The organism is Luteibacter sp. 621 (assembly GCF_050435445.1).
In the GTDB taxonomy this organism is placed as follows: domain Bacteria; phylum Pseudomonadota; class Gammaproteobacteria; order Xanthomonadales; family Rhodanobacteraceae; genus Luteibacter.
Genome location: NZ_JBNDKI010000004.1, coordinates 25964 through 38109, shown reverse-complemented (window position 1 = coordinate 38109; position 12146 = coordinate 25964). Strand labels below are relative to the sequence as shown.

Sequence of the window (12146 nt, the reverse complement as noted above, 5' to 3'; positions counted from 1 at the left end):
CGATCGTCCCCACGATCGACTCGGGCTCACCGTCTCTCGACGGCGGCTCCCCCACATCGATGGAAGAATCGTAACGAAGCGTTCACGAACCGGCTATTGGAAAATTTCCTATGCTAGTTCCGATACTTGTGCTGCGAAGCAACACGCGAAGGTGAAGTCCGACCGGCTCCGGGACGATGCGGAAAACGCCCCCAAGTGCCGTAATTCGGTCACTCATGCCCTGCAGGCCGCGCCCGCCGCCGTCGGTGCGCACCGGGCGCGGGGTGGAGGGCAGGCCATGGCCGTCGTCACGGATGTCCAGCACCGCGACCGGCCCGCTATCGCGCAGGCCGATGCGCAGGCGCAGGCGCATTTCTTTTGCACCGGAATGGCGCACCACGTTGGTGGCGCTCTCCTGCACCACACGGTAGATGGCGGTCAGGGTGTCATCATCCAGCAACCGGGGCTCGCCGCGCAGGTCGGTGACGTAGTGGATGCCGGCGGCCGTCAGCATGTCGCGAATGGGGCCTTCATCGAGAGCACGCAGCAGGCCGAACTCATCCAGCACCGAGGGGCGCAGGCTATCCAGCATCTTATGCAGGGCCCGGCGCATATGGCCCAGAATGCCGTTGATCGCGCTGCCGATATCGTCCATGCCCGCGTTGCCCAGCCGGTTCTGGGCCAGTTTCAGGTGGGTCTGGATGGCGGTGAGGTTCTGGCCCAGCTCATCGTGCAACTCCGAGGCCATGTGTCGGCGCAGGCTCTCTTCGGCCTGCAGGTTGCCGCGGGCGGCATCGCGCAACTGGCGGGCCAGCTGGTCCAGGCGCTGATTGGCCGCGGCCAGGTGGGTGTTCTGCTGGGCCACGCGCTCGCTGCTGCGGCGGAGGGCATCGGTGGCGGCACCCAGCATGAGCGTGCCGGTGCCGGCCACGGCAAGGAACAGATGGGCAGCCGCCGTCGGCGCGCCGCGGCCGATCATGTCCTCGGTCACATTCAGCCCCACGCTGGTGATCAGCATGGCCAGGCCCGCACCTCGCCAGCCGTGGCGGAAGGCGAAGAACAGCACCGGGGCCAGCGAGAGCACGCGGGCGAACTGCGGCTGCGGCGAGTACTCGGCCAGGGTCACCAGGATGGCCAGCGAGGGCAACATCACCAGCAGGCCATCTAATAAGAGTTCGGCCAGCGCGGTTTGCGTCGGCCGCTCGCGGAACACCAGCACCATCACCGGCACCACCAGCAGCACGCCCAGGTAATTGCCGAGCAGGTCGCTGCCGAAGGTCGTCCCCAGCATCTCGACCGGTGCGGCGGGGTGCAGCGAGGCCATCATGGCCGCGTTGCCCGCCGTGGCCACGGTGGCGGTCACCATGGCGGATAGCAGCAGGCGCGCCACGTCCTCGGGGGTATTCAGGCTGGCGTGCAGGTGGGCGCGGCGGAGCAGCCACAGGCAGGCGGCCACCATCAGCGGCTCGGGTGTATCGCCCAGCACGAAGCCGGCACCGCCGATCGGCAGGCCGCTGCGCCATTCGCAGAACGCGCTGGCCGCGATCTCCGCGCCCAGGATCCAGAACCAATCGCGTGAGCGGGTAAGCAGCAGGGCGCCAAAGCGCAGGCCGAACGGGAGCACCCAGTACGGCTGCTCGGTCGGCCACAGCATCACCCAGGCAAGTGCATAGGCGATGGCGATGATGGGGCCGGCGAAGCGGGAGAGGGTGCGAAGGCGCATGAGCGTGAATGTTACACGGCCGATGTGGCGTCCTGACGCGGAATGCAGGCATATGCGCACATTCGGGCGAGTACTGTTACATTCTGCCCCATGCCAAGAATCGTCCTTGTAGATGACCACGCCATCGTCCGTGAAGGTTTCAAGCGGCTGATCCAGCTGGAACCCGACCTGGATGTGGTCGCCGAAGCCAAAAACGCCGATGAAGCGGTCGATGCGGTCACCCAGCATCGCCCCGACCTGGTTGCGGTCGATCTATCGTTGCCCGATGGCAGCGGCCTGCCGCTCATCGAGCACTTGGGCAGTATCGAGCCGAACATGCGCATCGTCGTGCTGAGCATGCACGATGGCGAGCCGTACGTTTCTGAGGCCATGCGCCGGGGCGCACGGGGTTATGTGACCAAGGGCGTGGCGCCGGAAGAGCTGGTGGCTGCCGTGCGTGCCGTGCTTGCGGGTGACCAGTACCTTAGCTCGGATCTGCGCGAGCGCCGTTCCAGCCGCTCCACCCAGGATCTGGACCCCTTCAGCCGCCTGACGGCTCGCGAGCGCGAGGTGTTCCTGTTGCTGGCGGCAGGCCGTGCACCCAAACAGGTGGCGGCCGAGCTGGGTATCGGCCAGAAGACGATCTACATCCACCGCGCCGCGGTGATGAACAAGCTCAATGCGGGTTCCGAACTGGATCTGTACCGGATGGCGCAGGAGCGCGGGCTGATCCGTACCTGAGCCGTGCCCTGAAACGGTAGGAGCGCTCAAGCGCGCTCCTACACGCGATCCGGCGTCTTTTTAGCCCTGTGCGCGATCGAGCATTTTCTTCGCGTGTGCCCGGGTTTCCTTCGTGATTTCCACGCCGCCGAGCATGCGCGAGATTTCCTCGCGCCGTCCGCTGGCATCCAGTGCGCGGATACGCGTGCGGGTGGATTCGCCATCGCTTTCCTTGGCCACCTGCAGGTGGCTATGGCCCTGTGCGGCCACCTGGGGCAGGTGGGTGACGCACAGCACCTGCACGCGCTCGCCGAGCGCACGCAGCTTCTGGCCGACCACCTCGGCCACTGCGCCACCGATGCCGGTATCCACTTCGTCGAAGATCATGCAGCCGATGTTGTCGTTGCCCAGCGTGGCCACTTCGATCGCCAGGCTGATACGGGCCAGTTCGCCACCGGAAGCCACCTTGCGCAGCGGGCGCGGCGGCTGGCCGGGGTTCGCACTCACCAGTAGCTCGCATCGCTCGCGGCCCTGCGGATCCGGGTCGTCGCCTTCGGCTGGCTCCAGCGCCACTTCAAGGCGGCCGCCGGACATGCCGAGCTCGCCCATCAACGCGGCGACCGATGAACCCAGCCGAGTGGCCGCCTCCGTACGCGCCCTGGATAGCGCAGCGGCCGCGCTGTCGTAGTCGGCGCGCAGGCGGTCGCGCTCGCGGGCGAGGCGCTCGAGTGCGTCGCCGGCACCTTCCAACTCGGCAAGGCGCTCGCGCAGTTCTTCGGCCTTGGCTGTCAGCTCCTCGATCGGCAGGCGATAGCGGCGCGACAGGTCATGCAGATGGGTGAGGTGGGTATCCACTTCGGCCAGGCGTTCGGGGTCCAGCTCCACATCCTGGGCGTAACGGCTCAGGCCATCCACGGCTTCGCCGACCTGGATTTGCGCGCTATCGAGCAGCTCCAGCGTGGGGGCCAGCGTGGCATCCAGTTCGGCCAGGCGGGAAAGCTCGGCGTGGGCGCGGAGCAGGGCACGGCCAATGGCGAACTCGCTTTCACCATCGAGCAGTTCCACCACACCGTTGGCGCCTTCGGCCAGGCGGCCGGCATTCGCCAGGCGGCGGTGCTGGGCTTCCAGCTCATCCAGCGCGGAAGGGGCCAGGGCCCAGCGGTCCAGCTCTTCCAGCTCGTGGGCGAGCAGTTCGATCTGGTGCTCGCGATCGTCGCCGCCCGAGAGCGTGCGGATCCTGGTCACCGCATCGCGCCAGGCCTTCGCCAGCTCGCGCACCCGGGCCTGGGCCTCCTCGTTGCCGGCGAAGGCATCCAGCAGGGCCATCTGGTGCTGGCGCGAGAGCAAAGCCTGGTGCTCGTGCTGGCCATGGATCTCGACGATGAGCGCAGCCAGCGCGGACATCTGCGCCAGGCTGGCCGGGCGGCCGTTGATCCAGCCCTTGGAACTGCCCTCGGTGCGGATCACGCGGCGCAGCTGGCAGGTCTCGCCATCGTCCAGCTCCTCCTGGCGCAGCCAGCCCAGGGCTTCGGGCAGGCCAGCCAGGTCGAACTCGGCGGCCAGCTCGGCGCGGTCGCTGCCGGCGCGCACCATGCCGCTATCGGCACGGGCGCCTGCCAGCAGCATCAGGGCGTCCACGAGGAGGGACTTGCCGGCGCCGGTCTCGCCACTGACCACGGTAAGCCCGGGGCCAAAGGCCACTTCGGCTTCTTCAACGACGGCAAACTGGCGGACGTAGAGCGAGGTGAGCATGGGCACCGAAAGGGGTGAAATGGAATCACGCCGATTGTAGCGGCAGGCGTGTCGCAGGAACCGAGACTTGCAAGCCAGCCGCGCAGACCTTATTGATAGCGCCTGTTACCGGACCCTTTAGCCCACCACGCGCATGAACCCGTTCTCTGGCCAAGATATCGATGCTCGCGCGCGGCGGCTGTTGCGTACCCTGATTTCCCAGTACCTGTCCGACGGCGAGCCCGTCGGCTCACGCACCCTGGCGAAGTCCTCTGGCCTGGAAGTCAGCCCGGCCACCATCCGCAACATCATGGCGGACCTGGAAGAAGCCGGGCTCGTCGCTTCGCCCCACACCTCGGCGGGGCGTATCCCTACACCGCGTGGCCTGCGCCTGTTCGTCGATAGCCTGCTGGAGCTGAAGCCGCTGCCGCGCGATGACATGGCTCGCCTGCAGGGCGGCCTGCCGGGCCACCAGACGACCACGCGCGACCTGCTGGGCAACGTTTCCCACCTGCTTTCGGCCATGACCCACTTCGCGGGGGTGGTCACCGTGCCGCGCCAGGGCGATTTCCCCTTGCGCCATATCGATTTCGTGAACCTGCCTGATGCCCGGGTTCTGGTGATCCTGGTGTTCTCGGATAACCAGGTGCAAAACCGCGTGGTGCAGCTTTCCCGGCCTATCGATGGCCGGGAGCTGGAGCAGGCCGCTAACTATCTTAATGCCCATTTCGCCGGGTTCCGGCTGGCGGATATCCGCGCCCACCTGGCCGCGGAACTGCGTGAAGCCGGGGGCGAGCTCAACCGCCTGCTGGCCAGCGCGGTGGAACTGGCCACGGCCTCGTTCGGCGATGAAGATACCGACGATGTGCTGGTGAGCGGCCAGACCAACCTGATGGGTTATTCCGAGCTGGCCGATATCGACCGCCTGCGCGACCTGTTTGATGCCTTCCAGCAAAAGCGTGAGCTGCTGCAGTTGATGGAAAATTGCGTCAAGGCGCCTGGCGTGCGGTTGTTTATCGGCGAGGAATCGGGCTTTTCGGCCCTGGATGGCTGCAGCATCGTGACGGCCACCTACGGAACCAGCGGGCGCATGCTCGGCGCGATCGGAGTTATTGGACCGACGCGTATGGCATATGAGCGGGTGATCCCGGTGGTACAAGCCACCGCCGGATTGCTCAGCGATGCCTTGAATCGCGCCGTGGCGACCTCATAAACCGCCACGGGAGGCGGGTTTAGTAATCCCCGCGAATGTCCGGCCCCTTCACGGGGGCCGTAGGCTTACATTTGGAGTAAACATGCAGAACCACGATCCCCACGCGACGGATCCGGCGCAGGACGGCGATAACAGCGTCAACGCCGATTTCGACGCCCTGGCCGCCAAGCTGGCGGTTGTCGAGGCCGAACTGGCCAGCGCGCGCGAGACCGTGCTGCGCGAGCGGGCGGAGATCGAAAACCAGCGCCGCCGCCTGCAGCGCGACCTGGAGCAGGCGCGCCGTTTCGCCAACGAGAAGCTGCTGGGCGACCTGCTGCCGGTGTACGACAGCGTGGCCCTGGGCCTCGCCAATGAAAACGCCGATGCGAAGACCCTCCGCGAGGGCCTTGAGCTGACCCTGAAGCAGCTGGAAAAGGTCACCTCGTCGAACGGCCTGGTCCTGGTCGATCCGTTGCACCAGCCGTTCAACCCGGAACACCACCAGGCGATCAGCGCGGTCGATTCGGCCGAGCACGCGCCGAACACCGTGGTGGCCGTGGTCCAGAAGGGCTTTGTGCTGAACGACCGCCTGCTGCGCCCGGCGCTGGTCGCGGTCGTCAAGGACAACTGAACAAAGCCCCGCGCGGCGCCGTTTCCGGCCCGCCGGGGAGTCTCACCACGTATTGAATCGATGGGGCACGTCCCCCATTTCCAAACCAGTCGCGGCCGCGGGGGCCGCATTGAAATTCGGAGCAACTTTTATGGCCAAGATCATCGGCATCGACCTCGGTACCACCAACAGCTGCGTTGCTGTGATGGAGGGCACCACGGCGCGCGTCATCGAGAACTCTGAGGGCGACCGCACCACGCCGTCCATCGTCGCGTTCACCAAGGACAACGAAGTACTCGTTGGTGCGCCGGCCAAGCGCCAGGCCGTCACCAACGCCAAGAACACCTTCTACGCCGTGAAGCGCCTTATCGGCCGCAAGTTCACGGACGCGGAAGTGCAGAAGGACATCAAGCTGGTCCCCTACGGCATCGTCGCGCACGATAACGGCGACGCCTGGGTGCAGACCGCCGATGGCAAGAAGATGGCGCCGCAGGAAATCTCCTCGAAGGTGCTGATGAAGATGAAGAAGACCGCCGAGGATTTCCTGGGTGAGTCGGTCACCGAAGCGGTCATCACCGTGCCGGCGTACTTCAACGACAGCCAGCGCCAGGCCACCAAGGATGCAGGCAAGATCGCCGGCCTTGACGTCAAGCGCATCATCAACGAGCCGACCGCGGCTGCCCTGGCCTACGGCCTGGACAAGACCGGCACGGCCGACCGCAAGATCGCCGTGTACGATCTGGGCGGCGGCACGTTCGACGTGTCGATCATCGAAATCGCCAACGTCGATGGCGAGAAGCAGTTCGAAGTGCTCGCCACCAACGGCAACACCTTCCTCGGCGGCGAAGATTTCGATAACCGCGTCATCGATTACCTCGTGGAAGAGTTCAAGAAGGAGCAGGGCATTGACCTGCGCCAGGATCAGCTCGCCCTGCAGCGTCTTAAGGATGCCGCTGAGCGCGCCAAGATCGAACTCTCGTCGGCCCACCAGACCGACGTGAACCTGCCGTACGTCACGGCTGATGCCTCGGGCCCGAAGCACCTGAACATCAAGCTGACCCGCGCCAAGCTCGAGTCGCTGGTGGAAGACCTGGTCAAGGGCACCATCGAGCCGTGCCGCACCGCGCTGAACGATGCCGGCCTGCGCGTTTCGGATATCAACGAGGTCATCCTCGTCGGTGGCCAGACCCGCATGCCCAAGGTCCAGGAAGCCGTGAAGGACTTCTTCGGCAAGGAAGCACGCAAGGACGTGAACCCGGATGAGGCCGTCGCCGTTGGCGCTGCCATCCAGGGTGGCGTGCTGGGCGGTACCGTGAAGGACGTGCTGCTGCTCGACGTCACCCCGCTTTCGCTGGGTATCGAAACGATGGGCGGCGTCATGACCAAGCTCATCGAGAAGAACACCACGGTACCGACCAAGGCCTCGCAGACCTTCTCCACCGCCGACGACAACCAGACCGCGGTGACCGTGCACGTGCTGCAGGGCGAGCGTGAGCGCGCCAACGCCAACAAGTCGCTGGGCAAGTTCGATCTGTCCGGCATCCGTTCGGCACCGCGCGGCACCCCGCAGATCGAAGTCACCTTCGATATCGATGCCAACGGCATCCTGCACGTGTCGGCCAAGGACAAGGACACCGGCAAGGAACAGAAGATCGAGATCAAGGCAGGCTCGGGCCTGTCCGAGGACGAGATCCAGCGCATGGTGGCCGATGCCGAGGCCAATCGCGAAGAAGACAAGAAGTTCCACGACCTGGTCCAGGTCCGTAACAAGGCTGATCAGCTGGTCCACCAGACCCGCTCGCAGCTGAAGGAGCACGGCGGCAAGATCCCGGCCGAGCAGCTCGCCAGCATCGATGGCGCGGTGTCCGAACTGGAGAAGGCCAAGGATAGCGATGACAAGTCGGCCATCGAGTCGAAGATCGCCAACCTCGAGCAGGTCGCGCAGTCCCTGTACGCCGCCGCCCAGTCGGGTGGCGCGTCGGATACCGCGCAGCAGTCGGCTCCGGGCGGCGGTTCGGCCCAGCCCGATGACGTGGTCGACGCCGAGTTCACCGAAGTCAAGGACGACAAGAAGTAATCGTCCTCGTGGTGGGATCAGTGGCGCGGATAGTTTTCCGCGCCACTTGTCAGACGTATCAATGACGCGACCGCGCCGGGGCGAAAGCCTTCGGCGCGTTTGTCCGTCCAAGGGAAAGCAAAGCGGCACATGAGCAAGCGCGACTACTACGAAATCCTCGGTGTGGAACGTACCGTCACCGAAGGCGATCTGAAAAAGACTTTTCGTCGCGTCGCGATGAAGTACCACCCTGACCGCAATCCGGATGATCCGGAGGCGATCGACAAATTCAAGGAAGCCAAAGAGGCCTACGACGTACTCTCTGATGCGCAAAAGCGCTCGGCGTACGATCAGTACGGTCACGCCGCCTTCGAGGGCGGTGGCTTCGGTCGTGGCGGCGCCGGTTTCGGCGACGTCGGCGATATCTTCGGCGATATTTTTGGCGACATCTTCGGCGGTGGCGGCGGTGGTCGCCAGCGCGCACGCCGTGGTGCCGACCTGCGCTACATCATGGAGCTCGATCTCGAAGAAGCCGTATTCGGCGTCGAGAAGAAAATCGAGATCCCCACCCAGGTCAATTGCCACCACTGCAACGGCACCGGTTCGGAAGACGGCAAGGTTTCCACCTGTTCCACCTGCGCTGGCCACGGCCGCGTGCGCATGCAGAACGGCATCTTCTCCATCCAGCAGGCATGCCCCACGTGCCACGGCTCGGGCCAGAAGATCGACAAGCCCTGCAAGAAGTGCCACGGCGAGGGTCGCCTCGAGGAAGAGCGCACGCTGTCGGTGCAGATCCCCGCAGGCGTCGACAATGGCGACCGCATTCGCCTCACGGGCCAGGGTGAAGCCGGCCCGGCGGGCTCGCCTGCGGGTGACCTGTACGTCGAAGTGCGCGTGCGCGAGCACAAGATCTTCCAGCGCGATGGTTCGGATCTCCACTGCGAGATGCCCATCCGTTTCGCCCAGGCGGTACTCGGTACCGAGCTCATGGTGCCGACGCTGGATGGCGAAGTCGCGGTAAACGTTCCGCCGGAAACGCAGACGGGCCAGCAGATCCGCCTGCGCGGTCGTGGCGTCAAATCGGTTCGTGGTGGCCGCACGGGCGACCTCATCTGCACCGTGGTGGTCGAAACGCCGGTACGCCTGACCAAGGAACAGCGCGAGATCCTGCAGCAGCTGGAAGCGACGTTCGTGGGCGAAGACGCTGCCAAGCACACGCCGCGCTCCAACAGCTTCATGGATGGCGTGAAGGACTTCTGGTCCAGGGTCACCTCATGACCCGCCCCGTTCGTCTTGCCATCAGCGGCGCCTCTGGCCGCATGGGTCTCGCGCTGCTCAACCTCGTGCGCGATGACGAACGTTTTGAGCTCGTTCGCGCGGTGGTTTCGGCGCAATCGGCACGGCTGGGCAAGGCCGCCTATGGCGATGTCTCGGCGCTGCGCTTCACCGGCTGGGATGAGCCCAGTGGCGTGGATGTCGTCATCGACTTCAGCGGTCCCGAAGGGCTCGCCGCCGCGCTGGATGTGTGCGAGGCCACCGGTGCCGCGCTGGTGACGGGCACCACCGGGCTCGATGCCGCGATGGAGCATCGGCTCGCCCATGCCGCCGAGCGTATCGCCGTACTGCGCGCCGCCAACTTCAGTCTCGGTGTGGCCGTGCTTACGCGTCTTCTGCGGGAGGCCTCGGCCGCCCTTCCGGGTTGGGACATCGATATTGTCGAGGCCCACCACAACCGCAAGGAAGATGCGCCGTCGGGTACGGCGCTGGCGCTGGGCCACGCGGCGGCGGCCGGCCGCGATGTAAAGCTCGAGGATGTGGCGGTGTACGCCCGCGAGGGGCGTCCCGGCGCCCGCGAACTGGGCACCATTGGCTTTGCCGTGGTTCGCGGTGGCGATATCGTCGGCGAGCACCAGGCCCTGATCATGGGGCAGGGCGAGCGCATCGAGCTGGGCCACCGTGCCACCGATCGCAGCATCTTCGCCCGCGGCGCCCTGGAAGCGGGCGCCTGGATCGCCGGCCGTGCGCCTGGCACCTGGGCCATTGAAGACGTCATCGCCGCCAAGGTCTGACCGCGCGGTTCTCGAAACCGTGTTAACATCCGCGCCGATGTCATTGGGGAGTAGCCATCCTCGTTCCCCCTGAGGAGTTCGCGTCAACAGACTTGGTGGTCGCAAGACCCCATGGCGCGAACGGCAGTAGCGTGTGGAGAGCACGCTGCCGGCCCGGCGAGACCTTTGGCCATCGACATGCTCACCCGGCCGGGCGAGCGGTGTCGTTGTGCCATCGGTTTTCGTGCGCTCGCCCGGCCTGTTGCTAATCCATGCTGCTGACCACCTTTCTGTTCCTGGTATCCGCCGGGGCCATTTATTTCACCTGCGAATACTTCGTCAACGGCGTCGAATGGTTCGGGCGCAAGCTCAACCTGGGTGCCACCGCCACCGGCACGGTGCTGGCGGCGTTCGGCACGGCACTGCCAGAGAGCGCGGTGACCTTTGTCGCCGTGATGTTCGGAAAAACCCCCGAGGCCAAAGATATCGGCGTGGGTGCCGCCCTGGGCGGCCCGCTGGTGCTGGCCACCATCGCTTACGCGGTCGTAGGTTTCGCTTTATATGCCGGCCGTAAGCGACTGAATCGCGGCGATAGCCGGGTTCGGGTCGACCACCAGCGCCTCGCCCGCGACCAGTCCTGGTTCCTGGCCATCTTTATCGTGAAGGTAGGCCTTGGCCTCATCGCCTTCGCCTGGAAGCCGTGGCTGGGCGTCCTGTTCCTGCTGGCCTACGGCCTGTACGTATGGCGTGAGATCGGCGACGACAGCTCGGCGCCCGAGGAGGAAGAGCTCGAGCCTCTTTCGTTCCGCCCCCGTGATGCCGACCCGGCCATGAGGTGGGTGCTGCTGCAGACCGGCCTGGCCTTGGTCGTGATCGCGATCGCCTCGCGCGTCTTCGTCTGGCAGCTGGAAGCCTTTGGCGAGTTCTTCCATCTGTCGCCGCATCTGGTGGCGCTGGTGCTCAGCCCCGTGGCGACGGAGCTGCCTGAAACCGTGAACGCGCTGATCTGGGTGCGCCAGGGTAAGGAGCGCCTCGCGCTGGCCAATATCTCCGGGGCGATGATGATCCAGGCCACCATTCCCAGCTCGCTGGCGCTATTCGCCACCCCGTGGCTGTTCGATACGCCGCTGATCGTGGCTGGCGTCATCACCATGGTGGCGGTGATCGCCCTGTGGGCCATGTTCCGTCGCGGTGCCGTCGAGGCGCGCTGGCTCATGCCGATCGGGGCGCTCTATGGCGTATTTGCGCTGTTTGTCGCCTGGTATTTCGGCAGGGGGTGAGCGGTCGGCTATCCCATCGCGCGCAAGCGCGCTCCTGCGGGAACCTGCGCAGGTCTCGTGTAGGAGCGCGCTTGCGCGCGATGGCCCCGTCGGGCCGGTTAATCCCGGTGCGAGGCGCTGCGGTCGCGGTCGGCGCCAACCTTGCGGTCGAGCTTGCCGAAGATCTTCTTGAACGCCCGCGAGAACTTGCCGCGCTTGGTCTTGCGGGCCTTTTCCTCTTCCGAGGTGAGCCAAGCCACCTGGATGACCCGGCGCTCGCCCTCGTAGGGCAGGTGGCCGTGAAAGGAATTCTCGGCGCGGCGGAACACGGCGAACTCGCCGTACAGCGGCTTGAGTTCCGGGGCTACGGTGTCGTCGATATTGTCGATGGACGCCAGGAAGCGCAGGCAGCCATCGCTGGTATCGGGCCACATCGGGTTCAGGTAGATCAGTGCGGTGGCGATCTTCGATTTGCTGTCGGTGTGGATGGTGCCGTGGCGGCGGTTCAGGTGCCGGCACAGGGTGACCAGGGTGGGGTAGGTCTCGAGCCCCTCGATGCCCAGGTGCCGGCCAATGGCCGCGGAGAAGGCCCGTGAGGTCATCTGGCCCACCAGCTCGTTCACCGACGGGCCGCAATCCGCGGCGTCGTACGGGAAGAAGCCGGCACTGGAGTACTGGGGGAAGTCGCGGTCGAGCTCGCCGCGGGCTTCATCGGGCAACTGCCCATGGGCGATCATGAACGAGAATGGCTCGTGCCGGATGTCAGTATCGGGACGATCCAGGCGGGCAGGGTCGAGCAACATGGCAGGTAATTCTCGGTCAGGTACCACTAAGGTCAATTGTATCGTG

Annotated in this window: 10 protein-coding genes and 1 riboswitch; of the genes, 7 read left to right on the top strand and 3 right to left on the bottom strand. The window is 65.6% G+C overall.

Annotation, left to right across the window (positions count from 1 at the left end):
* Positions 1–82 precede the first annotated feature (82 nt).
* On the bottom strand, positions 83–1702 hold the full coding sequence (locus ABIE56_RS06315; protein WP_429242985.1) for an MASE1 domain-containing sensor histidine kinase: 1620 nt from the start codon (positions 1700–1702) through the stop codon (positions 83–85).
* A 90-nt stretch (positions 1703–1792) separates the two neighbouring features.
* Here ABIE56_RS06315 and ABIE56_RS06310 point away from each other — a divergent pair, with 90 nt between their 5' ends.
* Positions 1793–2422 (top strand): response regulator, encoded by a 630-nt coding sequence (locus tag ABIE56_RS06310; protein WP_429242984.1) that lies wholly within the window; start codon positions 1793–1795, stop codon positions 2420–2422.
* Between the two features lie 60 nt (positions 2423–2482).
* Here the strand turns inward: ABIE56_RS06310 and recN are convergent, their stop codons facing one another.
* Positions 2483–4153, bottom strand: a complete 1671-nt coding sequence (gene recN / locus ABIE56_RS06305) for a DNA repair protein RecN (protein ID WP_429242983.1) — start codon at positions 4151–4153, stop codon at positions 2483–2485.
* A 133-nt stretch (positions 4154–4286) separates the two neighbouring features.
* Between recN and hrcA the strand changes: the two genes are divergently transcribed.
* The 6 genes from hrcA to ABIE56_RS06275 all read left to right on the top strand — a co-directional run bounded on the left by hrcA (position 4287) and on the right by ABIE56_RS06275 (position 11318).
* Entirely contained in the window at positions 4287–5345 is a 1059-nt protein-coding gene (hrcA, locus tag ABIE56_RS06300; protein ID WP_429242982.1) for a heat-inducible transcriptional repressor HrcA, read from the top strand.
* An 82-nt stretch (positions 5346–5427) separates the two neighbouring features.
* Positions 5428–5955 (top strand): nucleotide exchange factor GrpE, encoded by a 528-nt coding sequence (grpE, locus tag ABIE56_RS06295; RefSeq protein ID WP_429242981.1) that lies wholly within the window; start codon positions 5428–5430, stop codon positions 5953–5955.
* Positions 5956–6085: 130 nt separating this feature from the next.
* Positions 6086–8011 (top strand): molecular chaperone DnaK, encoded by a 1926-nt coding sequence (gene dnaK / locus ABIE56_RS06290; protein ID WP_429242980.1) that lies wholly within the window; start codon positions 6086–6088, stop codon positions 8009–8011.
* Positions 8012–8140: 129 nt separating this feature from the next.
* Entirely contained in the window at positions 8141–9268 is a 1128-nt protein-coding gene (gene dnaJ / locus ABIE56_RS06285) for a molecular chaperone DnaJ (RefSeq protein WP_429242979.1), read from the top strand.
* Positions 9265–10059, top strand: a complete 795-nt coding sequence (gene dapB / locus ABIE56_RS06280; RefSeq protein ID WP_429242978.1) for a 4-hydroxy-tetrahydrodipicolinate reductase — start codon at positions 9265–9267, stop codon at positions 10057–10059. The genes dnaJ and dapB overlap by 4 nt, the downstream gene beginning before the upstream one ends.
* Positions 10060–10092: 33 nt before the next feature.
* Positions 10093–10305, top strand: a riboswitch (yybP-ykoY riboswitch).
* A 5-nt stretch (positions 10306–10310) separates the two neighbouring features.
* Positions 10311–11318 carry a sodium:calcium antiporter gene (locus tag ABIE56_RS06275; protein ID WP_429242977.1) on the top strand — a complete coding sequence of 336 codons (1008 nt, stop codon included), beginning with the start codon at positions 10311–10313 and terminating at the stop codon, positions 11316–11318.
* Between the two features lie 98 nt (positions 11319–11416).
* Here the strand turns inward: ABIE56_RS06275 and ABIE56_RS06270 are convergent, their stop codons facing one another.
* Positions 11417–12100 carry a 2OG-Fe(II) oxygenase gene (locus tag ABIE56_RS06270; protein ID WP_429242976.1) on the bottom strand — a complete coding sequence of 228 codons (684 nt, stop codon included), beginning with the start codon at positions 12098–12100 and terminating at the stop codon, positions 11417–11419.
* Between the last annotated feature and the right edge of the window lie 46 nt (positions 12101–12146).

Excerpts from the sequence above, each read along its gene's own strand:
- ABIE56_RS06315 (WP_429242985.1), bottom strand. The coding sequence starts at position 1,702 with ATGCGCCTTCGCACCCTCTCCCGCTTCGCCGGCCCCATCATCGCCATC.
- ABIE56_RS06310 (WP_429242984.1), top strand. The coding sequence starts at position 1,793 with ATGCCAAGAATCGTCCTTGTAGATGACCACGCCATCGTCCGTGAAGGT.
- recN (WP_429242983.1), bottom strand. The coding sequence starts at position 4,153 with ATGCTCACCTCGCTCTACGTCCGCCAGTTTGCCGTCGTTGAAGAAGCC.
- hrcA (WP_429242982.1), top strand. The coding sequence starts at position 4,287 with ATGAACCCGTTCTCTGGCCAAGATATCGATGCTCGCGCGCGGCGGCTG.
- grpE (WP_429242981.1), top strand. The coding sequence starts at position 5,428 with ATGCAGAACCACGATCCCCACGCGACGGATCCGGCGCAGGACGGCGAT.
- dnaK (WP_429242980.1), top strand. The coding sequence starts at position 6,086 with ATGGCCAAGATCATCGGCATCGACCTCGGTACCACCAACAGCTGCGTT.
- dnaJ (WP_429242979.1), top strand. The coding sequence starts at position 8,141 with ATGAGCAAGCGCGACTACTACGAAATCCTCGGTGTGGAACGTACCGTC.
- dapB (WP_429242978.1), top strand. The coding sequence starts at position 9,265 with ATGACCCGCCCCGTTCGTCTTGCCATCAGCGGCGCCTCTGGCCGCATG.
- ABIE56_RS06275 (WP_429242977.1), top strand. The coding sequence starts at position 10,311 with ATGCTGCTGACCACCTTTCTGTTCCTGGTATCCGCCGGGGCCATTTAT.
- ABIE56_RS06270 (WP_429242976.1), bottom strand. The coding sequence starts at position 12,100 with ATGTTGCTCGACCCTGCCCGCCTGGATCGTCCCGATACTGACATCCGG.